Origin of the sequence: Paenibacillus sp. D2_2, from assembly GCF_031199965.1 — a bacterium.
GTDB lineage: Bacteria > Bacillota > Bacilli > Paenibacillales > Paenibacillaceae > Fontibacillus.
This window is the reverse complement of record NZ_CP133605.1, coordinates 4,319,021-4,344,007: the sequence shown is the minus strand read 5'-3', so window position 1 is coordinate 4,344,007 and position 24,987 is coordinate 4,319,021. Positions and strand designations below refer to the sequence as shown.

Sequence of the window (24,987 nt, the reverse complement as noted above, 5' to 3'; positions counted from 1 at the left end):
AACCTGAAGAGGTTGTTCAAAAGTCCGCTTTTGAACACACACCTGTAGTATACTGTATCCGTTAATTAAGGGAGGAGCGAGAATAGTGCGTTCTTTGTTCAGAAATTATGGTATTTATTTTGCCTGGATCGTATCTATGGTTGCTACAGCAGGAAGTTTGTACTTAAGTGAAGTACTGCATTTTGAGCCGTGCAGGCTGTGCTGGTTCCAGCGTATATTCATGTACCCGCAAGTGATACTGCTCGGAATTGCAGCGTACCGTAATGATCGGAATGTGATCCCTTATATCCTCCCGCTTAGTTTCATCGGTGGATCCATCTCGGTATATCATTATGCAGAACAGAAAATTCCAGCCTTAGCTAAAGCACTACCATGCAAGGTGGGCATACCGTGCGACTTCGACTATCTGAACTGGTTCGGTTTTCTAACAATTCCTCTGATGTGTCTGATCGCATTTATTTTGATCATTGTTTTTTTGCTTGCAGTTCGCAAGTCAGACAAGAAGGTGCAAGCACCCACCGATCTACAAGAGTCGCAGCAAGTATAACTTCATAGATTTCTGATAAGTGAATGGTGCAGCTTATCCAGTTCAAAAGAGGGAGAGTCGTTACTCTCCCTCTTTTGCGTATATATAAATATGATAAAACATACCAAAGAGTTTACATAAGCAGTATTGAAGCGTTTGAGAATTTTAAGGATGGACAGATGCTGACGAAGTAGCACCATAAATAGTTAAAATCAAAAGGAAATTTGTGGAGGGATATAGAAATATATAGAACGAACCAAATGAGAAGCAAAAAGGAGGAAGTATGAGGGAATTCAAAGACCGATTGAATATGCTTCGAGATCAACAGAATATGATTGCCCATGAGTATGAAGCACTTCTTAAAGAATACGAAGGAAGCGATCTTGTACAAGAGAATGAAGTGCTTAAGCGCAATTATGAGGAGTATAAGCAGCAGGTTACGGCATTAGAGAGCAGGTTGCAGCAGCTAGAGAAGGAGAACGGAGGGCTCCGCACAGCTCTGGCCGAGCAGATTCTGGACGAGAAGCTCACCTTCATCAGAGTATCTCAGGAGAAGCTGAATACTTATTTCACCTCTGCGTCCCATCAACATATGAACCGACTTCAAGCACTTGAATATTCCAGTAGGCAAAAAATACAGAAATTGTATGAACAGGCGGAACATTATTTAAAGGGCGATCAACAGATGATATCCGCGAAGCTAGACGATATCCAAGGAGAGGTTACTCAACGTATTCAGAGCCACCGGCAGTACTTATATGCGGAAGAGCGGCGAATTCATGAAGAAGCTCTGAATGGTTATCAGAGCCTGGAGGCCGAAGGAGTAGACGAATATACGATTCAACGTCGCATAAAGCAGAATCAACTGGAGATGAAGATCGGCTTGAATTGGATTAACAAGCTGGGTATTCTGCTGCTGATTATTGGAGTGGGTGCGGCATTCAAATATACATATGGCAATTGGTTTAATGCATATACAAAAGGAGCTATCTTCTTTGTACTAGGCCTACTGATGCTAGCAGGCGGGGAATGGTTGTTCCGGAGAAATAAGCAGATTTTCGCCCTAGGACTGTTGGGAGGCGGGATCTCAGTACTCTATGGCTCTGTCTTCTATAGCTATTTCCTGCTAGAAATTATCAATTTATCGCTGGGGCTAGTACTTTCCGTATTAATAACTGCAGTAGCTGCACTAATGTCACTGCGATATCAATCTAAGACGATTTGTTCATTCGCACTCGTAGGAGGATATCTCCCGTTCTTTTCCTATCTAGGGGTTTATGGGTTGGCTGGTAGTGCTGTTTATGTAGCGATGGGATATTTATTCCTACTCAATGCACTGATTCTACTTATTTCCTTCCGGAAACGTTGGCCAATCGTTCATTACATAAGCTTTGGATTGAACACTCTCTCGATGCTAATCCTAGTCAATCTTGCAGATCTAACCGTGATCGCCATCAGCTATGCACTGATTACATTCTTAATGTATCTCAGCATCACGCTGTGGGTACCGTTCCGTTATCAATCGAAGCTGAATTGGCTTGACTTCTCATTGCTAGCACTAAATACGATTATCAGTTGTAGCATAATGTACAGCCTATTCGATAAGGCGGACTGGAATCAGTTGCGCGGCTTGCTCGCACTTATTTTCTGTGTCGTCTATTACGGGCTCGGACGTTTCAATCGCAAGTATCTGGACAAAGAAATCGAGACGCGGCTGTTGTTCTATGGCACATCTCTTACCTTCTCCCTACTCGTTATCCCTTTCCAGTTCGGAATTAACTATATGTCGCTAGGCTGGCTAATTGAGGGAATCGTCTTCTCCGTGCTGGGACATTTGCAGCGCTCGAAGTTTGTGGAGAGGATTGGCTGGGGGATTCTGGCGCTGACGATGGGAGCTTTTATCCTGGTCGATTTGGTGGGAGGCTTATTCAGTAATCCTGAAGTTGATTTCGCTTGGAAATACAGCTTTATCTCGATGGGTCTGATCGGTTTGGTTTGCTTCTATGGTTACCGTCTTCGGGATGAACAGGAGATCAAGCGCTATAAGCAGTCAGATCATTCTCTGCTGGCGGTCTTAAAGTATATATCATCTGTAAATATATGGTTCTACCTACTGTATGAAATCAACCGGATCTACAAGACGTTGATGCCTTCGGACGCCATTTTATATAGCTTCTATCAATGGCTGCTCTTTGCTGTGATTACGTTCGGTATGGCCTATGGTTTGAACAAGGCGAAGATATTGTATGACAGGGTAATTAAATATTATAGCCGAATCCTGTATCTCATCGGGTATGTGATGTCCTTGGGAGTTACGCTGGGGATGCCTGCATTGAATACGAACGGGGAATATAATTCGTTTGAGAATTATTTGGCACTGGTCATTTTGATCATGTACAACGTATTTGTCTTTTTCAGTGGACGGGATTTACTGCTTCGGGTTATTGGTCGCCAAGCCTGGGGGCTGGAATGGATTCCGGTATGCCTCGGAGTTTATATATTTGCCATTTCCACCGCCTTTTTAGGTATTCAATTTAGACTAGGGGATGTGAGCTGGCTGTTCAGCTTAACCTACCTTCTGCTTGCGATCGCTTATATTGCATATGGGTTCCACAGGAGGTACGTCTTTATCCGTCGAATGGGACTCGGGTTGACGTCGCTGTCTACGGGAAAAATGCTGCTCTTTGATCTGTCTTTGATGACAACCGGTAGCAAGATCATCGCGTACTTCAGCTTTGGTCTGCTACTATTGGGTATTTCATATCTATATCAGAGAGTGTCGAATATGCTGAACGCGATGCACAAGCCGACAGAATCGAATTCTCAAGGTGAAAATTTATAGTTAATAAAGACCCCTGCTCTATCTTGACGTGCACCCTTTAGAATAGACATTGGAAAAACCCCCTGGGTAAACCGATGAATTCTAGGGGTGTATTTTTGTGTCAAACAAAGGGAAAAAGTTTAAATCATATTCTGAAGAAACCAAAATAGAAGCGATTCGATTACATGTTGAGGAGAAATGGACCTATCGACAGATAACCGAGCATCTTGAAATTCAAGATAAAGACAGAGTGAAAAGGTGGATGAGGAAATACCGTGAGCAAGGGGAGTTTGGTCTGCTGGATCAACGAGGAAGACGCAAAGAATATGTGGATCAGAATCGGTATGTTCAACAATTAGAACGGGAGAATCTTATGCTAAAAAAGTGTTTGAAAATCTGGATGCGGGAGGTACGAAAGAGAAGTTTTCTATAATCAAAGAATTAGCCGATGGATCAAATGTTTATGCACTATGTAAGTTATTGAAAGTCTCAAGAAGTGGATATTATGCCTATCTGAAGCGAGGAGAAACAGATCGGGATGAGTCTTGCAAAGCCTTGATCCAAGCCGTATATGATCGATATGAAGGCAAGTACGGATACCGGCAGATCCAATTATTTCTGCTCCAAGACCATCAGGTGTGGTGGAATCACAAGAAAGTATTGCGTCTTATGCAAGCCTTGGAATTACAAGCTAAAATACGTCGTAAGCGGCGTTATAACTATTCCTCCTCTGTTGGTGGACGCTTTGCAGATAACCTCTTGAGTCGTAATTTCAAGGCGGATGAGCCCAATCAAAAATGGGTAACAGATGTGACCCAATTCCGAGTTTTGGACACCTGGGTTTACCTTTCGGCAATCAAAGACTTGTTTAATAACGAAATTGTAGCCTACCATATGAGTTTGCGAAATGATAACGAGCTGGTCTTACAGACATTCAGAAATGCCTTTGAAAAGACTAAGGACGTGTCTGGATTGATCGTTCACAGCGACCAAGGGTTCCAGTACACGTCCTATGCTTACCACGACATGCTGCCACAGGTTGGCGCCCAAATCAGCATGTCTCGCAGAGGCAATTGTTATGACAATGCCTCGATGGAGAGCTTCTTCTCACATCTAAAGACGGAAGGACTCTATCCCTATGATATCCGAACTTTGGATGAGGTACAAAGGAGAATTGAGACATATATCCAGTTTTATAACCATAATCGACCACAAAGAAAACTAAACAAGCTGACGCCAGTACAGTACCGACGCCAGCTCGTGGCCTAAGGGCTTTTTCAATGTCTACAAAATAGGGGCTTGACCATCTGGAGCAGGGTCTTTATTACGGTTTAGGAATTATAAAATCGATTGAGAAGCTGGATAAGTCGTGGATTGGCTGTGACAGGTGCCTAAATGCCCGCATATGATGCCTAAGGAGATTTATCTTTTGGCAAAGGGGAGGACGGATCTGAAAAAGCGAACGAAAACCGCGAAAAACGGCAAGTCAAAAAACTCGCTATACTTCGTGGATAATCCGGATAAGAATGAACTGAAGCTACTAAGTTCTGTCAAGACAAAGAACAAGCAGGAAGAACAGGAAGTTGAACTGCACCAGTCTCTTGCTTTGGCCGAGGTTGATGACAACAAAGTGGAAGAGAAGAGTGAACAGGACTTTCATTCTAATGAGGTGTCTGAGCAGCCCGATCGGCATGATGAGATGGTTAAGGAAGCTTTGCAGGAAAAAGAGCAACACAGCTCGAAAAAGGAATTATTTATACCGACGACCTGTCGAGTTCATCCGTAACCGGTGATAAGATTGCACCGTTTGCGATCGACTCTACCAAGATCAAGTATGGTGCAATCGGAACGGCCTGGATTGCTGATTATGCGGTAAGCGGTATTAAGATTGCTGAATCGGCAGTAAATTCCTCCAAGATTGCCCCTGGCTCTATCACAGCCGATCATTTGGTAGACGGAGCTATTGAAGGGCGTAAAATCCGTGAGCGCTCGATTAGTGGAAGTAAGTTGGAGGAAGGCAGTATTACAGCCGATAAGCTCGGCGATGGTGTGATTGGTGGAGAGAAGCTTGCTGACGGGTCCATCGAGAGTCGCCACTTGCGGGAATGGATTGTTACAACGGATCTGATTCAGGATCAAGCGGTATCAGCAGAGAAGCTGCGCAGTGGAAGTATCCATTCCTACCATATCGCCAATGGAGCGATTGATGCTTCTAAGCTGGGTGAGGGGGCGGTGACGTCCACGAAGCTTCGAGATGGTCCGTAACGGGAATCAAGTTACAAGACGGTGTAATCGAAAGCCGGCATCTGGCTGGGAATGCAATCACCGTTTCTCATCTTGCGCCCGGATTGATCGCTAAAGTGCATTTGGCTCATTCTAGCGTAGGAACTGAGCAGCTTGAGAAGGGAAGCGTGGCTGCGCATCATCTTGGTGAGCAAATTGTAGAGGCTATGCACATCGCTCCAGCAGCTATTGAGAGCACTCATTTGCAAGCTGGAAGCGTTAGAGATGAACAGATTGGAAGCGGTGAGATCAAGGCGAGGCATTTGGCGGATCGTAGTGTCACCTCTACTAAGCTGGCCGATCAGTCTGTGGGGACGTTACAGATCGTTGAGCAGGCGGTTACTTCTTCGAAGATCGCTGACCAGAGTATCCTGCCTCATAAGCTAGCTGATGAATCCGTACTGACAAGACATATGGCTAAAGGGGCCGTGCAAGGGCCGCAAATTGCTGCTAACACGATTAATGCTTCACATATGCAACAAGGGGTAGTACATCGCGATCATATCTCCCCAGGCGTGATTCAGGAATGGCATATTGCCGGCTCCGCAGTTACTGGTGACAAGATCGACTTCGAAGCGATCTCTGGTGAGCATATTGTAGAGGAAGCAATCGCAGGGAGACATTTACAGCCCGGAAGCATTACATCAGAGAAGTTGGCCGAAAGTAGTGTAACGGAGAGTAAAATCTTACGGGAGCAATCTCCAGTAAGGTAATTGGTGACGATCAAGTACTATCGCGTCATATTGCCTCAGGTTCAATTGAGCAACAACATCTGGCAGGTAACAGTGTGAGCAGCGATAAGCTGCAGATAGACTCGATTCATGAGGAGCATTTGAGCAAGGGATCCATCTTCTCGTATCATTTACAGGATCATGTGGTTACGGCCTTGAAGCTGTCTCCAGAGAGCGTGAGTAGCGATAAAATTACAGATCTATCGATTACTAGCAATAAATTGGCCGAAGGTAGCGTAGTCTCTTCGAAAATCGCCCAGGAGACGATTCAATTCTGGCATTTGGCACAAGGAGCCGTGCTGTCTGATGGTCTGGCTGTGGGTGCCGTACAGTCCCTTCATTTAGCAAAAGATGCGGTTGATTCCAGTCATCTACAGGATAATGTAATCAGGGAAACTCACTTTACAGAAAAATCGGTGTCCGGGCAATCACTGCAAGATCAAGCGGTCACTTCCACCAAGATAGCGGATCACTCCGTTCTGTCTCATCATTTGGCAGATGCTAGTGTTACTGGCATCCATATTGGGGAAGGAGTACTTGATTCGCATCATCTTACTCCAAAGGCAGTGAAGTTAGAGCATCTGTCTGTTGAATTGCGAGAAGGAGGGTTGCTGCCGGAAGCTGGAATCAGTGGAATGGATATTCAACCATCTTCAATCCGCCGCGCCCATTTACAGAAGGGGACGGTCGATGGAGAGGTACTTCAGCTAGGCTCGGTTGGTATAGGCCATCTACAGGCACATAGCGTCCAAAGTCAGCATATCGTTGCTTCTTCCGTACAAAGTGATCATCTGGCTAGTGGGGCTGTACACTCCCGACATATCGCTCCAGAGGCGATTGATAGCGGATTACTCGCGAAGCAGTCGATTACAGCAGAACACATTCAACTGGGTACGATATCAAAGAGTTTGATGGATGAGGAGATCGTTCGAGAAGGTATATTGCCCGAAGGGGGCATTGGTGGATCAAGCCTACAACCCGGCTCGATCAGTCGCATTCACTTGCAAAAAGGATCAATTAATGATGAAACGCTACAAAATGAGTCGGTTGGTTCGCTGCATCTGCAGCTGAAATCGGTACAAAGTTATCATTTAGCGGATGAAGCTGTGCAGATTCAGCATTTGGCCCCGAAGATTATTGGAGCACAGCATTTAACCGAAGGCAGCGTGGATGAATCCCATATCCATGAAGGGGCAGTTGATTCAAGGCATCTTCGTGACGGCGTCGTAAACCGTGATCATCTGTCTTACGAGCTTCAGCAGGAAGGTTTGCTTCCGAAGGAAGGACTCAGAGGCAAGGATCTGCAGCCTGGCTCGATTAGCCGGGTCCATCTGGAACAAAACTCAGTAGACGCGGATGTGCTGAAGAGCCACTCTGTTGGAGCTATACATTTACAGGCCAATTCAATCTTTAGTCTGCATCTAACGGATGAAGCGGTACAGGCGAAGCATCTGGCAGCAGAAGTGGTGGAATCCGGGCATTTGTCCGAGGGCAGCATTGAGGCGCGGCATATCGGGGAAGCGGTGATCGGCTCTATCACCTTCAGCCCGAGGCTGTATCTCTCCAGCATCTCTCCCCAGAGCTTAAGCAGGAGGGCATTTTACCTCAGGAGGGCATTCAGGGTGAGCATATATTGCATAATTCAATCACCAGGAAGCATCTTCAGAAGCAATCTGTCGATTCTGAGGTTCTTCGTAACCAGTCGGTGGGCTCGGTTCATATTCAACCGGATTCTATTTACAGCGTTCATTTGACAGCTGATTCGGTGATGCCACAGCATCTAGCGGAGAAGTCGGTCAACTCGCGTCATTTAACAGAGAATTGCATTGATGGGGTGCATATTGGACAGAAGGTGATCACTTCAAATCATATTCTTCCAAATGTAATCGGCAGCGAGCATTTGGCTAAGGAGCTTAAAGAACAGGGTCTGCTGCCCGCAGGCGGAATCAGAGGAGAAGATATCCAAGCAGGTTCAGTATCCCGAGAACACCTGCTGGATGATACGGTTGATTCCGACGTGCTTAGTGAGCAAGCGGTCGGCTCTGAGCACATTCAGGAGAGCTCGATATTCAGCCACCATCTGGTTGATGAATCAGTACAGTCACACCATTTGGCTAATGAAGCGGTACAATCCAATCATTTATCGCCGCAATCCGTTGGCTCCGAGCATATTCAGGAGAGCTCGATATTCAGCCACCATCTGGTTGATGAATCAGTACAGTCACACCATTTGGCTGATGAAGCGGTACAATCCAATCATTTGTCGCCGCAATCCGTCAGCTTCGAGCATATTCAGGAGAACTCGATATTCAGCCACCATCTGGTTGATGAATCAGTACAGTCACACCATTTGGCTGATGAAGCGGTACAATCCAATCATTTGTCGCCGCAATCCGTCGGCTCCGAGCATATTCAGGAGAGCTCGATATTCAGCCACCATCTGGTTGATGAATCAGTACAGTCACACCATTTGGTTAATGAAGCGGTACAATCCAATCATTTATCACCGGAATCCGTTGGCTCCGAGCACATTCAGGAGAGCTCGATATCCAGCCACCATCTGGTTGATGAATCAGTACAGTCGCACCATTTGGCTGATGAAGCGGTACAATCCAATCATTTGTCGAAGCAGTCGGTCAGCTCCGATCACATTCAGGAGAGCTCGATATCCAGCCATCATCTGGTTGATGAATCAGTACAGTCACACCATTTGGCTAATGAAGCGGTACAATCCAATCATTTATCGCCGCAATCCGTTGGCTCCGAGCACATTCAGAAGAGCTCGATATCCAGCCACCATCTGGTTGATGAAACTGTCCAGTCACACCATTTGGCTAATGAGGCGGTACAATCCAATCATTTGTCGCCGCAATCCGTAGGCTCCGAGCACATTCAGGAGAGCTCGATATCCAGCCACCATCTGGTTGATGAAACTGTCCAGTCGCACCATTTGGCTGATGAAGCGGTACAATCCAATCATTTATCGAAGCAATCGGTCAGCTCTGAACATATTCAGGAGGGATCTGTATCCAGCCACCATCTGGTTGATGAATCAGTACAGTCCCGTCACCTGGCGGATGGATCGATCACATCCCGTCATCTATCGCCACATTCTGTCGGTTCCGAGCATTTACGAATTAATCCCATCCAGGCGATCAGTGATCAACAGGTTGTGCAGCAGTTTGGTATGTCGGCTTTCCTTCTGCAGGGGTATGAGAAGTCGACTGAGATTACGATTCTGTTCGATGAGCCCTTTGATCATCCGCATTATGTGCTTGTAGCTATGACCAATCATCCAGCCTACTATGTTACTTTGAAGGATCGGTCTCTAGATATGGCTACTGTAGAGATATCAAGACTGAAGGATAGTTCGGTCAATTATGGCTTTATTACTTGGATTGCGATTGGAAGTAAGAGTGAATCCACGATAGTGGAATAGTTGCAGGTGTGGCCGACAGCCGTACCGGATAGATCCGGGGCTGCCTGCCTTTTCATTTCTGCTTTCTCGGACCCATAGTATAATAGAGATATGATCATTTTCTGGGGAGAATCCATGACATTAATTAGGGAATTTGTAAATCAAGAGGAAATCATCGGTTATTATTTGTTGAAGGAAGTAGAGGTTAAATTAACCAATAGTACGCCTCCCAAAAATTATTTGGATATCGTGCTGAGCGATTCCAGTGGAGAAATCTCTGCAAAACTATGGGATGCTTCAGAAGTCGATAAAGAGACCTTTTTCCCAATGGGACTTGTGAAGGTACGAGGTGTTGTACAGACGTATCGGGAACGGCTGCAGATGAAGATTATTCAGATACGCCCGGTCAAAGAAGAAGATGGAGTGAAATTAACGGACTTCGTCCGTTCCGCACCGATCCGGGCAGTAGACTTAATCCATACGATCCGGGCGACGATCACCTCTATTGTGGACGAGGAGATCCGTAGAATTGTAACGTACTGTGTTGATAAAGTGGAAGAGAAGCTAATGCATTATCCGGCTGCGAAGACACACCATCACGCTTATTTTGCCGGACTTGCCTATCACATGGTTAGGATGCTGGAGCTTGGTGAGTTTCTGTGTGGCCAGCGACCATTTCTGAATCCGGATATGCTCCGGGCGGGAATTATTTTGCACGATATCGCCAAACCTGAAGAGATGGTGGCGCAGCTCGGCATTGTGTCAGAATACAGCACACCTGGTAAGCTACTAGGCCATATCTCGATGGCGTCCAATTGGATTACAGAGGCGGCGATCCGTCTTGATATTGACCTTGATTCACCGAAGGTGATGGGACTGCAACATCTGGTGCTCTCACATCATAATTTAGGCGAGTGGGGAAGCCCCGTACAGCCGCAGACAGCGGAGGCCGTAGCCCTGCACCATATAGATGCGCTTGATGCGAAGCTGCAAATGGTGGAGGACGCATTGAACACAACCTCGGAGGATGAAGATTGGACCCGCTCATTCGCGGTCTCGAGAATAAAGGAATTTATCGTTTAAGAGTATAATATACATTGAATAATGGATAACTAGATACACAGGCTGTCTCGCGGTCATGAAAGGCCGATGGGGTGGCCTTTATGTTGTTTCCAGACATGGTTATATATCATTGCATCGGCGCTACTAAGCGCATATTATGTATTAGTGGTTCTTTATGTACGAGATATTTCATGATTTAAGGATAAGGGAGAATGATAATGAAATACCGAAGCGTGTTTGATGTGATCGGTCCAGTTATGGTTGGTCCATCTAGTTCTCATACAGCAGGGGCGGCGAAGATCGGCAGGCTGGCGCGCAGCATATTTGGCAAGGAACCGAAACGTGTTGTATTGTCGCTGTACGGTTCTTTTGCTGATACTTATAAGGGACATGCTACTGATGTGGCATTAATTGCCGGATTATTGGGGTATGATACGGATGATCCACGTCTACCTCAGTCTGCGAAATATGCAGAGGAAGCCGGGATAGAAATTAGTATTAGAACTGAAGAGGCGATTCCGGAGCATCCAAATACGGTCCGCATCACCATGCAGAGTGGGAATGAGGAAATCGACCTAGTAGGGATTTCAATCGGCGGTGGTAAGGTTGAATTACGTGAGCTGAACGGATTTCAATTGGGCCTGTCTGGCGAAAGTCCAGCCATTCTTATTATTAACCATGACCGCTATGGCGTGATCGCCAGAGTGACCCATATATTGAGTGAAAATCATGTCAACATCGGGAATATGAAGGTGTCCCGTAGGGAGAAAGGCAAAATGGCTCTAATGGTTATCGAGACGGATGAAATGATTGGTAGCGAGGTCATCGATACAATTAGTCAACTGGAGGGAGTCGACCGTGTGCTGTCGATGGAGGATTAGCAAAAGGAGGGAATACTTCAATGTTTTCTAATGTGGCAGAGTTAATCGCACTGGCAGAGGAAGGGTCATGCTCTATTGCAGAAATCATGATTCGTCAGGAGATGGAAGTTAGCGGAAAGAGCCTTGAACAGATCCGCGGGCAAATGTCGCGTAATCTTGAGGTGATGGAGAAAGCTGTGGAAAGGGGACTAAGCGGAGTGAAGTCCCATTCCGGATTGACGGGAGGGGATGCAGTAAAAATGCATCAATATATCTCCAGTGGCCAAGGTTTAAGCGGCTTTACAGTGCTTGATGCCGTTAGCAAAGCGGTAGCTACCAATGAGGTGAATGCAGCGATGGGATTGATCTGTGCCACGCCGACCGCTGGAGCATCGGGGGTTATTCCAGGTGTGTTATTCGCGCTTGTAGATAAGCTTCATCCGACTCGAGATCAGATGATTGATTTTTTGTTCACTTCCGGGGCATTCGGCATGGTTGTCGCCAACAATGCCTCTATCAGTGGGGCCGCCGGAGGTTGCCAGGCCGAAGTGGGCTCTGCAACGGGTATGGCCGCGGCTTCGATTGTTGCTCTGGCTGGAGGAACACCGCAGCAATCGGCTACAGCGATGGCTATTGCTCTCAAAAATTTGCTGGGTCTAGTCTGTGATCCCGTCGCTGGATTGGTTGAAGTTCCGTGTGTGAAGCGCAATGCAATGGGAGCCGCTATCGCCATGGTAGCAGCGGATATGTCACTAGCCGGTATCACGAGTGCGATTCCTTGCGATGAAGTGATCGAAGCGATGTATCGTATTGGTCAATCGATGCCGGTTGCGTTACGTGAGACTGCTCAAGGTGGTCTTGCTGACACGCCAACAGGCCGAAGGCTGAAGAAAGAGATACTGAATGGTGAGCAGAATTAAATGTAGGCTATCCTAAGGTCATCTGACCTTGTGTGATAGCCTTTGTTCATGTAATAGTTCTGTAACTCTTCATCTTATGTCATTCTTTATGATTATAGATATAATCAGGTCTATGAATTTTGAATTGAATGGTGATGACATGAGAATATATCGAATGATAAGTGTGTTAATAATAAGCGGAATAGTCTTACTTATTAGTGGCTGCAGCCTTAGCAGTACACCTTTTCAATTGCTGCAGCCTCCTGCCGAGTCTCAGCAGCAGTCTAATATTAGGCAGGAAGTATTGCAGCAATTGCCGCCCCATTCCAAGCTGGTTATCCCCGATAACGGGCCATATGGGGCAACCGCTATATTTATTAAGGACATTCTTGGGGACGGGAATCGGCAGGTTATCGCTTTCTTCGCGAATGAAGCCGATGAATTTGAGAACGGCTATATCGTATTAGGGGAGAAAAGCGGCAAATGGGAACGCCTAGATCAAGTGACGGTACCGAGTCGAGGCATTGATTTCTTTCAGCTCGCTGACCTGGATGGAGACGGGCGCAAAGAGATTATCACCGGCTGGAAAGGCGGGGTTCGCGGACGCAATGAACTGCAAATCCATTCGGTGAATAAAGAGGACAAACTTGAGCTGGATGGAGATATGCTGTATACGAAGATGCTTGTTACAGACCTTAATGGCGACAATAAACCGGAGTTGTTCAACCTATCCTGGGATTCCGAGAAAATGGTGGCGGAAGCGGCGTTATATGAATTTCAAGACCACCAATTGGTTAAACAGACGGCGCTTGATCTCAATGGTTCCATTAACGGCTACGCCCAGGTTGTTACAGGCAAAGTGAATGAGGAACGTCAAGGCGTCGTTATTGTGGCCGATATGGGTGCTCACTCCTCTTTTACATCCATGTTAATTGAGGATCAAGGGCAACTAAAGGATGTACTAAATGCCAACCCGCTCAACCCGGAATTTTTCAATGCCCAGACGACATTAAGTGAGGATGTTAACGGAGATGGAATCCTCGAGGTTGATCGGATGAAGGAACCTCCGGGAACGGAGGATGTCCCTTATTCGGACATGCCATTCATCCATGAATGGGTACAATGGACGACAGAGGGTAAGTTGCAGACGATCATGGACAGTTTCTATGATTTTGAGTATAACTATCGCTTTGATCTACCGATGCGCTGGACCGATCAGGTAACGCTTAGCTACGAAAATGATAAAGATAGCATCTCGTTCAGACCTTTGAGTAATCCAAATGTCTACCTACTGGAGATAAAAGTAGTGCCGGTGTCTGATAAGAGCAAAGAGATCGAAAAATGGAAGAGATCTGGATATCAATATGTTACTTTGCGTGAAGGCAATGACAAATGGATTTTCGGGATTTTCCCGGAGAGCTTGGATAAATATCCAGATGCGATAAAATCGCTGACTATTTCAATAATGGAACTGGTCGGCGGCTTTAAAAATACGAAATATTGAGGCAGTGCTGGAGGTTGTATAGATGAAAGTAATGATCGTGGAGGACGAGCGACCGATCCGTAATTTTGTGCGCATCAACTTGAAACGGCAGGAGATCGTTGTCATAGAGGCGGAGTCTGGTGAGGAGGCAATGGAGGCCGTTGAGAGGGAAAAGGATATAGATATAGCTCTACTTGACATTCAGCTGCCCGCGATTAGCGGGCTTGATGTATGTAGAATGCTACGACGTTCTTTTCCCAAAATGGGCATTATTATGCTCACAGCACTAACACAGGAGGAAGACCTGGTGGCCGCTCTAGAAATGGGGGCCGATGATTATATATGTAAACCGTTCAGTCCAACGGAGCTGGTGGCCCGAATTAATGCGCTCTATCGCAGATTGCATCCTGTAGCGTATGAAATGGGGGACAGCTCCAGTCGGGCATTTTTATGTTGTCGTCCAAAGAACGGAAGGTATGGAAGAATGGAGTAGAGGTGGATCTAACACCGACCGAATATGCGTTAATGAAATTGTTTCTGGAGAATACAGATGCTAGTCTGAGCAGGGATGATATCCTTAATGCGGTATGGGGACAAGATTATACAGGTGAAGTGAAGACCGTGGACGTACACATGCGTCGCTTACGCAACAAGATCGAAGATGATCCTTCTCATCCGGGATGGATTCATACGGTGTGGGGACACGGCTACAAGTGGAGTTCACAGCATGAAGAGCATTAAGAGCAAGCTATTATTAAGTCATTTTTTCATTATCATGCTCGTTACAACATTGTTCTCAACGCTCTTCCTATATGGTGTTCAGCGGTATTATTACCAAGGAGCGAAGGAAGCGTTCGCGGAACGAGTTGATGTTCTGTCTGCTTATTACAATAAATTTATTAACGATGAGACGCTACGTGAGAAAGCAACGGAGATCTTTCAACAGTTGCCTACAGCTGACTATATGAGTGTTCAGGTTCTTGATATGTCCGGGAAGGTATTGATGGACGCCAATGGCTTTCAGCAGGAGGGGAGATTGTCCACTCCAGATATTGCGAGAGCTATTCAGACCGGAGAAGGGTCATGGACTGGAAGAGCGGAGCAGGGCGGAGAGCATTTGATGGCATACAGCTATGCGCTTTATCGTGAGGAGAGTGCTGTCGGTGTGGTCAGGTTCGTTACATCTCTATCGGCGATTGACGAGCTGTATGCTGAGATTGTCATGGCCACATTGGTACTTAGCCTAGGCATTATCGGTGCTTCCTTTATTGTCAGTCTATTTTTGTCCAGCAGAATGGTTGGGCCACTCCTTGAGCTGCGCCGCGTAGCCAATGCATATATCAAAGGGGACTTCCATGTCCGTTCCGATAATCGGCGGCGCGATGAGATTGCGGTGCTTGGTCAGACGATGAATGTGATGGCCGAAGAGATTATGAAGACCGACAAGCTTAAGCATGAGTTCATTTCTACAGTGTCTCATGAATTAAGGACGCCACTGACATTTATACAGGGTTGGTCGGAGACACTGCTTACTGGTGATATGCAGGATAAGGAAGAACTTCTCGATGGACTACAGACGATCCAGGATGAAGCGAAGCGATTGAACGGTATGGTTAATGATCTACTGGACTTCTCTAAGCTCCAGGCGAAGCATCTGGAGATGCACCCGACACGTTGGAATGTAGGGGAATTGCTTAATGAATTGAAGATCCAATTCTCGGCCCATCTCAAGCAGAAAGGGATTAAACTACGGACAGAGTATGACGCTAGTGCTGGATATATTACCGCAGATCGCAACCGGATCAAGCAGGTGCTTATCAATCTGCTTGACAATGCAATCAAATTTTCACATGGAGATGGAGAGGTATTGCTTAGAGCGCAGCGGTACGAACAGGAGCTGCAGCTTGAAGTGATCGATGAAGGTGAGGGGATCGCTCCGGCTGATCTGGAGAAGATGATGACTAAGTTTTTCAAAGGTAAGAGCAAGCAGTCCGGCAGCGGAATTGGGCTCGCCCTGGCTAAAGAAATCATTGAGTTGCATGGGGGTAGTATGAGTATGAACAGCGAATTACATAAAGGTACAACGGTGACTATTAAATTACCTTTGGATTCGTCGGTTCTGATATAGGCTGTTGTTGATTTGTAACTATCTCCTTCGCCAGCCCTGTTACGATAGATTTACAGGAAGATTAGCCCAATTTAGTGGTTGTTCAAAAAGCCCGTAAATTCAGGCTAACTTTAAAAATCTAGAGTACAAGCTACTCAGTATTGAAAGGGCGATGGACATGAAAACATGGATGACAAAAAAATCAATTATTGCTTTGGGAGTGGCTGTCGGATTGTTGATCTCCGGTGCAGGTGTTACCCAGTTGGCTCAACCGGTAAGTGCGGCTCAAGGTGTTGCCCCTTCAGCCAAAAGCGTTGTTGAGGCAGAACTTTCAAATAAACAAGAGCAGAAGGTTACTTTCAAGACGAAGACGTTGTCCTCAAACAGTCCTTATTTGAAAGCTGATGTGAAGATTCCGGTAGTTGAGAGTTTGAAGGACAATCAATATGAGCTGGAAATGAATGATATCATTGAACGGAATGCAGAGAAAGCAATCAAGGATTGGGAGCAGCAAGCTGCGGATGGAGCCAAAGAAGCGAAAGAGAAAAATTACGAATTCCACCAATATGAATTGTATATTAATTTTGAGGTGAAATCGCAAGGGTCATCTTCCGATCAACCACAGCAAGTACTTTCATTCGTAGTTAACCAAGAGGGCTTCAGCGGTGGAACCTCTGCGCCGGTTCAATATTTCTACAATGTATGGAATAAGGCTGAAGCTGAGCGTGTTACCCTGGAAGGATTATTCGGTGCCGAATACAAGAATATGCTGGATAAGCAAATCCGTGAGCAAATGGCCAAGCACCCAGAAAACTACTTCGCTGATGAGTTCAAAGGGATCGATGCTGGGCAAGAGGAAGATTTCTATGTGAAGGACGGCAAAGCAGTGATCGTATTCCCTAAATACTCGATCGCACCAGGTGCTGAAGGAACACCAGAGTTCACTGTTGCTCTACCTGATTCTTCTGATAAAGGAGAAAATGAAGCTACAAAGGCAAGTGTTGTAATCAACAAGGGTGAATACTACACGAGGGCAAATGGGCAGGTTATGATTCCGTTGCGCTCCACGATTGAAGGTCTTGGCTTTAAATTGACTTGGGATGCAAAAGAAAAAGAGCAGATTTGAACAAAGGTGCTGTATTCACTTCCGTTACACTTGGCAAGGATCAATATTTCATTAACAAGGTGGCACCGTTCTCCCTTGGTGCGGCTCCGGAGTTGAATAACAAGAATATGTATGTTCCTGCCGAGTTCGTAAGCAAGGTGCTTCACGGCGATATTGAACAAATAGATACTGGAGCAATCAAAGTGACTATTAAATGATCGGTATAAATTAACATATTCAGTAGAAATGTAAGAATAGAAGGGCAGTCTCAAGTAGAAAATTTGAGATTGCTCTTTTCTTGTATTATAGAACTTGAAATCTTCTTGCTATGATGGGCTGAAGCAAAGGAGTGAGCAAAAGACAGATTGCTGAATGTAGTCAAAATGAGTATTATGGGTATTGCGAATTTTAAAATATAGAGAAAAAACCTTACATGATTGAGGGATAGGAGACATCATGAAATCATCACATCAGAGCGCATTAATTTTCTCATTTACGTTTATGGCTTTTATCCTTGGGACTACGGAGTATATTATCGTAGGGCTACTCTCGGAAATAGCTCAAGGCCTTGGGGTTACGCTGGCGACAGCTGGGGGACCGTTATCTGGCTTCGCTATTTCCTATGCAATAGGCACTCCCATTATGATGTCAGTATTCAGTCGTTCTCCGAAACGGATAACGATTCTTGTATCGCTCATTCTGATTTTGTTATTGAATTTGTGGAGTGCGGTAGCGGGATCTTACGGGATGTTGCTAGTGACCCGGGTAGTAACGGCTATTTTGTGTGGCTTTGTCCTATCTGTAGCAATTACAGTGGCCAGTGAATCTGTTGAGCAGAAGAGGAGAGGCCAAGCGATAGCTACTATTCTAAGCGGCTTCGCTATTGCAAATGTGTTTGGTGTACCTATCGGTACACTTGTGGGACACTATTTCACTTGGCATGCAGCTTTTGTATTAAATGGAGTACTGGCCGGGATTGCGTTTTTATTGAATTATTTGTTTATTCCGCGTGCATTGCCAACACCGGTGCCAAGTTCTCTTAAAGACCAGATTGGACTGCTTACGAACGGGCGCATTATTCTTGCCTTCCTGATCCCAGTCATGGGGGTAGGGGCCGTATTCGTGGTCTACACCTATATTACGCCTATGCTAGAGCAGGTAATGAGCATACCGAAGAGCTCGGTTAGCGGCGTGCTGTTCCTGTATGGGCTTGCTACAATCGTTAGCAATTGGCTCGGAGGGAAGATTGCGACCGGGAATGTGACAGGTAAGCTGAGAATCGTATTTCTAATTCAGTCATTGGTTTACATCATGTTCAGTTGGGCCGCCTCGGTCTCTGTGCTGGGCATGATTGTGCTGATCGTGATCGCAGCGATGTCGAGCATGGTAAGTGCTCCAGCACAGATTTATTTGATCGATTTGGCCAAGCAGTTCTCGCCGAGAACAAAGGATCTGGCGGCATCGCTGAATCCTGTCGCTTCCAATCTGGGAATTGCAGGCGGTTCTGCAATTGGGGGATAGTAGCCCAGTATGGCGGACTAACCATGCTCCCGGTAATGGCAGGGATTTTAGCTATTTTCGCCTGTGCGATCACTGTCATATGCCACCAGTTGGATCATAAGGAACATGGCGTTAACACATCTGTTTCTCATAAATTAAACGGCTGAACCTGCCTGAGATGCTTTGCCGTTTAATTTTCGGTATTGTTTAGTCTATTTATTTTGAACAAATTGAGCGTAAACAATGGACTCATGAATAGGATTTACCCTGAGCAATGGGGATTCTCCCCATTGCATTCTATATCAGGGGCTCAAGACACTTTTGGTCCTCCTCTGCTAGAATGGCTGGTCAGATAAAAATGTAACCCGGAACTTGAAATTTGTCCCTAATTTGAGTATCATAATAGTGGTTATTAGCACTTGAATATGTCGAGTGCTAATACATAGAAGAATATGTCTATGATTTCATTACAACATATTAATAAGGAGGCTATTTTCTCATGATTAGACCATTAGGTGAACGTGTATTGGTAGAACCAATCGAACAAGAAGAAACAACGGCTTTCGGCATTGTGCTTCCGGATACAGCGAAGGAAAAGCCGCAAGAAGGTAAAGTTATAGCAGTAGGTAGCGGCGCATTGAAGGATGGCGTTCGTGTTCCTCTGGAAGTGAAGGAAGGCGACCGTGTATTGTTCTCCAAATATGCGGGTACTGAAGTGAAATATGAAGGTAAAGAGTATTTGATCATGAAAGAGAGCGACATCCACGCGATTGTCGGTTAATTAGCCTTTCCCGATCAATTTAGTCACGTTCTAATATACTTAAGGAGGAATCGTAACGATGGCAAAAGTAATTAAATTTAGTGAAGAAGCACGTCGTGCTATGCTTCGTGGTGTAGATACATTGGCTGATGCAGTAAAAGTAACACTTGGACCAAAAGGCCGCAACGTGGTATTGGAGAAGAAATTCGGTAGCCCGCTCATTACAAATGACGGTGTAACAATCGCGAAGGAGATCGAGCTGGAAGATGCATTCGAGAATATGGGTGCACAGCTCGTGAAAGAAGTAGCGACGAAAACGAATGATGTTGCCGGTGACGGTACAACTACAGCAACTGTCCTTGCACAAGCGTTGATCCGTGAAGGATTGAAGAACGTTACTGCTGGCGCTAGCCCAATCGGTCTTCGTAAAGGGATCGACAAAGCGGTTAAAGTAGCGGTTGAGGAACTGCAAAAGATCTCCAAGTCGATCGAAGGCAAGCAATCGATTGCTCAAGTAGCAGCGATCTCCGCAGCAGACGAAGAAATCGGCGAACAAATCGCAGAAGCGATGGAAAAGTGGGTAAAGACGGTGTTATCACTGTTGAAGAATCCCGCGGCTTCTTCACTGAACTTGAAGTGGTAGAAGGTATGCAGTTCGACCGTGGCTATGTATCTCCATACATGATCACAGATACCGATAAGATGGAAGCTGTACTCGACAATCCATACATCTTGATCACAGACAAGAAGATCAGCAGCACGCAAGAAATTCTGCCGATCCTCGAGAAAATCGTGCAACAATCTAGACCACTGCTTGTGATCGCAGAAGACCTCGAAGGTGAAGCGCAAGCGATGCTGATCGTGAACAAACTTCGTGGAACATTCAACGCAGTAGCTGTTAAGGCTCCTGGCTTTGGTGATCGTCGTGAAGCGATGTTGCAAGATATTGCAGCTTTGACTGGCGGCCAAGTAATCACTGAGAAGCTCGGCTTGGATCTGAAGAGCACGACAATCGACCAGCTTGGTAATGCTCGTCAAGTTATCGTAACCAAAGAGAACACGACAATCGTGGACGGCAGCGGAGACAAAGCTGATATCGATGCTCGTGTAAATCAAATCCGTGCGCAACTGGAAGAGACCACTTCCGAGTTCGACAAGGAGAAATTGCAAGAGCGTCTGGCTAAACTGGCTGGCGGCGTAGCGGTTATCAAAGTTGGCGCAGCTACAGAAACCGAATTGAAAGAACGCAAGCTTCGCATCGAAGATGCCTTGAACGCAACTCGCGCAGCGGTTGAAGAAGGGATCGTATCGGGTGGTGGCGTAGCGCTCGTGAACGTATACAATGCTGTCGCAGCGCTTGAACTGAGCGGCGACGAGAAGACAGGCGTAAACATCGTATTGCGCGCTCTGGAAGAGCCAGTACGCACCATCGCAGCAAATGCCGGTGAAGAAGGTTCCGTCATCGTAGAACGCCTGAAGAAGGAAGAAGTTGGCGTAGGTTACAACGCAGCTACTGGCGAATGGGTAAACATGTTCGATGCGGGTATCGTTGACCCTGCGAAGGTAACGCGTTCCGCCCTGCAATATGCAGCTTCCGTAGCAGGTTTGTTCTTGACTACAGAAGCAGTAGTTGCTGATAAGCCAGAACCAGAAAAACCAGCTATGCCTGAAATGGGTGGAATGGGCGGCATGATGTAATAAGGCTTGCGAAGCCTTATGCATCAAGGGTTTCCTGAGTAGGAAACGCTAAATGCCCAAGATTTGCTTATATTGAGTATTATGAAGCCTCTCATAAGTCCAAGTGACTTGTGGGAGGTTTTTTACGATGTAGGTCGATTTTACTATTTTATGTAAACTTTTGAATTTTATATTATAATTTGTCGCAGTCTCTGATATACTTATGGCAAGATTTCTTTAGATTAATAGAAAGTCACGATCCGTTTTCTACTAAACTACGATTCTTTCTCCGGCTTCATCTTATCGACTACCGAAAATACTTCATTAACGACTCGTATGACCTCTCTATAAATTCTATTGATTCATCAGTTCTGTATCCTCTTCAGTTCACACACAACGCTTATCAACCGTCCTAGTCCTCTGATAGTTCGGCACAAGCTCTGTGACGATCTCCTTTTACTTCCAACCATTCTATTAAAGTGTTTGGTTCTCAATTTGTTCCACTGTAATCTCATTATTCGATGCTCGACAGTCCCGTTGGCTTGTAATTCGCATTTATTCCATTCACTTATCTGGTATCCTTCTATCATTCTAGGAATCGGGAATGCGATTACATAGATTTATTAGCGAAAGGAGATGTATCAAGTTCCCTTCAGGTCTGACGAACCATAAACCATTATTTTACGGAGTGTGATTAAAATTGAGGAAAGTCAAAAAAGTTAGTGCTATCGTGCTTCTTGTCTTCATCATGGTATTCACAGCCGTACCATTGACTGCCTTCGGCGCAACACCTTGGGCACCTAATACTGCCTATAAAACAGGCGATCTTGTCACCTATGGAACAGATACCTACCAGTGTGTACAGGGACATACCTCTCTTGTTGGATGGGAACCGCCAAACGTTCCTGCACTTTGGAGCAAACAGACATCTCCTCCTGATACACAGCCGCCGACAGCTCCGACGAATATAACAGCTATCAACGTCACCAGCAGCTCCGTTACATTAACTTGGACCGCTTCTACGGATAATGTGGGTGTCACTGGATATGAGGTGTATAACGGTTCCACGCTTGCTGGCACTACGACAACGACTTCCTACACAGTAACGGGTTTAAGTGCTAGTACAGCTTATACCTTCACCGTTAAAGCCAAAGATGCTGCGGGTAACATATCAGCTGCCGGCGGACCTGTCAACGTGACGACGGGCACGGTTGTTGTGGATACAGAGCCGCCAACAGCGCCTACCAATTTAACAGCACCTACAGTAACTACAAGCTCTGTATCATTAAGCTGGACCGCGTCGACAGACAACATCGGAGTGACAGGTTACGATATTTATAATGGCACGACGCTGGCTGGTTCTTCGAATACAACTTCCTACACAGTTACAGGCTTAACTCAGAACACCACTTACACTTTTACTGTGAAAGCAAAAGATGCAGCAGGTAATGTATCCCCCGCTAGTAATGCGCTCACTGTTACAACCCTTTCTCAAAATTCAACCCAATATGAGATCATTGGTTACTTCCCAAGCTGGGCTGCTTACGATTCACCGTCCTTTACCCCCGTCAATATAGACCCTTCAAAAGTAACTGTGATCAACTACGCATTCCTGGATATTTGCTGGAACGGCAAACATGGTAATCCTTCCAAGAGCGCTGATAATCCCAATCCGAACACATGGACCTGTCAAAATGGCGATGGCACTGTAAATAACGCACCGAACGGTTCAATCGTGCTTGGAGATCCAGTTACAGACGGTACAGCCGATGGTGGATACAATCAATTGGTTAAGATGAGACAGCTTAAAACCACCAATCCAAATCTTAAATTGTTTGCCTCTGTCGGTGGATGGACCTGGTCCAACCAATTCTCTAACACAGCGAATGACCCGGTAACCAGAGGCAACTTCGCTACTTCTGCCGTCAATTTCTTGCGCCAATATCAATTCGACGGGATCGACATTGATTGGGAATATCCGAACAGCATCGGCGTACCTTGTGCATCAGGTCAGACGTGCCAACGTACAGCCGACAAAGCAAACTACGTCCTGCTTCTGCAGACACTTCGCCAAGCCCTTGATACAGCAGGACAACAAGACGGTAAGCACTATTACATTACGATCGCTTCCAGTGCGAACTCCAGCTTCCTTGCCGATGCAGGCGGCACCAACAACTGGTTGTCAAATGCTACACAGTATTTGGACTGGATCAATATTATGACATACGACTACTATGGTCCATGGGATGCTACAAGTGGTATCGTATCGCCACTCTATAACGACCCGTCCAACACGAATGGCAACAGCCAATTCAACATCAACTCCACAGTAACCAACTACTTGAATAAAGGCATTCCTGCCAATAAACTAACCGTCGGCGAACCATTCTATGGCTATGGCTGGAAAGGATGTAACGCAGGTCCAAACAACAACGGATTGTATCAAAGTTGTACTGGTGAAGCCACAGGCGGTTCTGACGGCTCGACGTATGATTTTGCCTACATGCAAAACTCTGGTTTACTATCCGCCGATTCAACAGGCAAATACACTGTTGCTGGCCAAGGATATACCCGCTACTGGAACAGTGTGACGCAGACCCCATTCCTCTACAATCCTTCGACGAAAATCTTTATTACGTATGATGACGAGCAATCCGTTCATTTGAAAAATGAGTTTATTAAAACCAAAGGATTACGTGGCGCGATGTTCTGGGAATTAAACGCAGACAGAAACCGCACATTACAAACCGTCGTGTCCACCGACTTGCCGCATTAATTGATAAGGTGAGAGCTTTCCCAAAAGTAGAATCTTCTGCTTTCTGAGGAAAGCTCTTTTAGGTTCGATACAGTATAATTATTATACAAGCAGGTGAATTCAATCTAGATGGAACGGATCTTAGAGTGGAGGGATAAGGATGAAATATGCACTCGTGACCGGGGCGAGTAGCGGGATCGGCATGTATACGACATTAGAGCTGGCCCATCAGGGGTTTCATGTCTTCGCGACGATGCGAGATGTAAAGAATCGCACTAAGATAGAGTCGATAGCACAATACCAATCGGTTCAGGATAGACTTACCATATTGGAGCTCGATGTGACAAAGCAGGAGGATTTAGTTCGAGTCGCTGAATATTTGGAACAGCAATCCATACAGATTCAAGTTTTGGTGAATAATGCGGGTTATTGCCAAGGCGGCTTCTTTCAAGATTTAACGGAGGAGGAGTGGCAGGCACAGTTCCAGACTAACTTTTTCGGTGCCGTGCGAACCACAAAAGCTCTATTACCATTTATACCAAGAGATGGAAGCGGGAAAATAATTGCGATCAGCAGTGTGAGCGGATTTTTTGGTTTCCCAGGCATGTCTGCCTACACGTCATCAAAATTTGCTCTGGAAGGCTGGGGTGAAAGTTTACGACTGGAGCTGCTCAATGAGGGGATTTGGGTATCTCTTGTTCAGCCGGGAGCCTATCAGACGAAAATTTGGGAACGAGGACTAGAGAAAGTGGCAGATCAGCAGACCCGGAATGCTTTTCAAGAAAACTTAGTGAAAGAAGCGATGAAATCCAGAGATAACGGGGCTGATCCCCGGGAGGTAGCTAGATTAGTTGCGCAAATTGCTCAAAAGGCAAGGCCGAAATTTCGTTATCCCGTTGGCAATGGAGCAAAGTCTCTAGCTATTGGAAAGCGGTGCCTGCCTTGGAGCTGGATTGAAGGATACGTGTATCGGTTTTTAAAAGGGAAGGTAGTAAAATGA

General features: G+C 45.9%; 19 protein-coding genes and 3 pseudogenes. All 22 read left to right on the top strand.

Going from position 1 to position 24,987, the window contains the following annotated elements:
- The first annotated feature begins 85 nt into the window (after nt 1–85).
- The 22 genes and pseudogenes from RE628_RS22210 (at nt 86) to RE628_RS22100 (ending at nt 24,987) form a co-directional block, all read left to right on the top strand.
- Nucleotides 86–547: a disulfide oxidoreductase gene (locus RE628_RS22210; protein ID WP_309155099.1), complete on the top strand. Its 462-nt coding sequence runs from the start codon at nt 86–88 to the stop codon at nt 545–547.
- A gap of 262 nt (nt 548–809) precedes the next feature.
- Entirely contained in the window at nt 810–3,368 is a 2,559-nt protein-coding gene (locus tag RE628_RS22205; RefSeq protein ID WP_309155098.1) for a DUF2339 domain-containing protein, read from the top strand.
- Between the two features lie 97 nt (nt 3,369–3,465).
- Nucleotides 3,466–3,780 carry a helix-turn-helix domain-containing protein gene (locus RE628_RS22200; protein WP_309153811.1) on the top strand — a complete coding sequence of 105 codons (315 nt, stop codon included), beginning with the start codon at nt 3,466–3,468 and terminating at the stop codon, nt 3,778–3,780.
- Entirely contained in the window at nt 3,732–4,616 is an 885-nt protein-coding gene (locus RE628_RS22195) for an IS3 family transposase (protein WP_309153810.1), read from the top strand. Before RE628_RS22200 ends, RE628_RS22195 begins: the two co-directional genes overlap by 49 nt.
- 160 nt (nt 4,617–4,776) lie before the next feature.
- Nucleotides 4,777–5,133 (top strand): hypothetical protein, encoded by a 357-nt coding sequence (locus tag RE628_RS22190; RefSeq protein ID WP_309155097.1) that lies wholly within the window; start codon nt 4,777–4,779, stop codon nt 5,131–5,133.
- Between the two features lie 161 nt (nt 5,134–5,294).
- A complete protein-coding gene (locus RE628_RS22185) occupies nt 5,295–5,612 on the top strand; it encodes a hypothetical protein (protein WP_309155096.1) in 318 nt (105 codons plus the stop codon).
- Nucleotides 5,613–5,695: 83 nt separating this feature from the next.
- Nucleotides 5,696–6,343 carry a hypothetical protein gene (locus tag RE628_RS22180; protein WP_309155095.1) on the top strand — a complete coding sequence of 216 codons (648 nt, stop codon included), beginning with the start codon at nt 5,696–5,698 and terminating at the stop codon, nt 6,341–6,343.
- 74 nt (nt 6,344–6,417) lie between these two features.
- Nucleotides 6,418–8,115: a hypothetical protein gene (locus RE628_RS22175; protein ID WP_309155094.1), complete on the top strand. Its 1,698-nt coding sequence runs from the start codon at nt 6,418–6,420 to the stop codon at nt 8,113–8,115.
- A 14-nt stretch (nt 8,116–8,129) separates the two neighbouring features.
- The gene (locus RE628_RS22170; protein WP_309159531.1) at nt 8,130–9,800 is read left to right on the top strand and encodes a WIAG-tail domain; all 1,671 of its coding nucleotides are present in this window, start codon (nt 8,130–8,132) and stop codon (nt 9,798–9,800) included.
- A gap of 114 nt (nt 9,801–9,914) precedes the next feature.
- Nucleotides 9,915–10,870 (top strand): annotated as a pseudogene (locus tag RE628_RS22165) (3'-5' exoribonuclease YhaM family protein).
- Between the two features lie 189 nt (nt 10,871–11,059).
- Nucleotides 11,060–11,722, top strand: coding sequence for an L-serine ammonia-lyase, iron-sulfur-dependent subunit beta (gene sdaAB, locus RE628_RS22160; RefSeq protein ID WP_309155093.1), 663 nt, complete (start codon nt 11,060–11,062; stop codon nt 11,720–11,722).
- A 20-nt stretch (nt 11,723–11,742) separates the two neighbouring features.
- A complete protein-coding gene (gene sdaAA / locus RE628_RS22155) occupies nt 11,743–12,621 on the top strand; it encodes an L-serine ammonia-lyase, iron-sulfur-dependent, subunit alpha (protein WP_309155092.1) in 879 nt (292 codons plus the stop codon).
- Nucleotides 12,622–12,775: 154 nt separating this feature from the next.
- The gene (locus RE628_RS22150) at nt 12,776–14,104 is read left to right on the top strand and encodes an FG-GAP repeat domain-containing protein (protein ID WP_309155091.1); all 1,329 of its coding nucleotides are present in this window, start codon (nt 12,776–12,778) and stop codon (nt 14,102–14,104) included.
- A 22-nt stretch (nt 14,105–14,126) separates the two neighbouring features.
- Nucleotides 14,127–14,824: pseudogene (locus RE628_RS29790) on the top strand (response regulator transcription factor).
- Nucleotides 14,811–16,211 (top strand): sensor histidine kinase, encoded by a 1,401-nt coding sequence (locus RE628_RS22135; RefSeq protein WP_309155087.1) that lies wholly within the window; start codon nt 14,811–14,813, stop codon nt 16,209–16,211. The pseudogene RE628_RS29790 and the gene RE628_RS22135 overlap by 14 nt, the downstream one beginning before the upstream one ends.
- 169 nt (nt 16,212–16,380) lie before the next feature.
- Nucleotides 16,381–17,316: a DUF3298 domain-containing protein gene (locus RE628_RS22130; RefSeq protein WP_309155084.1), complete on the top strand. Its 936-nt coding sequence runs from the start codon at nt 16,381–16,383 to the stop codon at nt 17,314–17,316.
- Entirely contained in the window at nt 17,313–17,513 is a 201-nt protein-coding gene (locus RE628_RS22125) for a stalk domain-containing protein (RefSeq protein WP_309155081.1), read from the top strand. The genes RE628_RS22130 and RE628_RS22125 overlap by 4 nt, the downstream gene beginning before the upstream one ends.
- A gap of 238 nt (nt 17,514–17,751) precedes the next feature.
- Nucleotides 17,752–18,816, top strand: a complete 1,065-nt coding sequence (locus RE628_RS22120; protein ID WP_309155079.1) for an MFS transporter — start codon at nt 17,752–17,754, stop codon at nt 18,814–18,816.
- Between the two features lie 478 nt (nt 18,817–19,294).
- Nucleotides 19,295–19,576, top strand: a complete 282-nt coding sequence (gene groES, locus RE628_RS22115; RefSeq protein WP_309155076.1) for a co-chaperone GroES — start codon at nt 19,295–19,297, stop codon at nt 19,574–19,576.
- 58 nt (nt 19,577–19,634) lie between these two features.
- Nucleotides 19,635–21,253: pseudogene (gene groL / locus RE628_RS22110) on the top strand (chaperonin GroEL).
- A gap of 679 nt (nt 21,254–21,932) precedes the next feature.
- Nucleotides 21,933–24,008 (top strand): glycosyl hydrolase family 18 protein, encoded by a 2,076-nt coding sequence (locus tag RE628_RS22105; protein ID WP_375142979.1) that lies wholly within the window; start codon nt 21,933–21,935, stop codon nt 24,006–24,008.
- A gap of 139 nt (nt 24,009–24,147) precedes the next feature.
- The gene (locus tag RE628_RS22100) at nt 24,148–24,987 is read left to right on the top strand and encodes an SDR family NAD(P)-dependent oxidoreductase (RefSeq protein ID WP_309155072.1); all 840 of its coding nucleotides are present in this window, start codon (nt 24,148–24,150) and stop codon (nt 24,985–24,987) included.

Excerpts from the sequence above, each read along its gene's own strand:
- RE628_RS22205 (WP_309155098.1), top strand. The coding sequence starts at position 810 with ATGAGGGAATTCAAAGACCGATTGAATATGCTTCGAGATCAACAGAAT.
- RE628_RS22170 (WP_309159531.1), top strand. The coding sequence starts at position 8,130 with ATGCCACAGCATCTAGCGGAGAAGTCGGTCAACTCGCGTCATTTAACA.
- sdaAB (WP_309155093.1), top strand. The coding sequence starts at position 11,060 with ATGAAATACCGAAGCGTGTTTGATGTGATCGGTCCAGTTATGGTTGGT.
- sdaAA (WP_309155092.1), top strand. The coding sequence starts at position 11,743 with ATGTTTTCTAATGTGGCAGAGTTAATCGCACTGGCAGAGGAAGGGTCA.
- RE628_RS22150 (WP_309155091.1), top strand. The coding sequence starts at position 12,776 with ATGATAAGTGTGTTAATAATAAGCGGAATAGTCTTACTTATTAGTGGC.
- RE628_RS22135 (WP_309155087.1), top strand. The coding sequence starts at position 14,811 with ATGAAGAGCATTAAGAGCAAGCTATTATTAAGTCATTTTTTCATTATC.
- RE628_RS22130 (WP_309155084.1), top strand. The coding sequence starts at position 16,381 with ATGACAAAAAAATCAATTATTGCTTTGGGAGTGGCTGTCGGATTGTTG.
- RE628_RS22120 (WP_309155079.1), top strand. The coding sequence starts at position 17,752 with ATGAAATCATCACATCAGAGCGCATTAATTTTCTCATTTACGTTTATG.
- groES (WP_309155076.1), top strand. The coding sequence starts at position 19,295 with ATGATTAGACCATTAGGTGAACGTGTATTGGTAGAACCAATCGAACAA.
- RE628_RS22100 (WP_309155072.1), top strand. The coding sequence starts at position 24,148 with ATGAAATATGCACTCGTGACCGGGGCGAGTAGCGGGATCGGCATGTAT.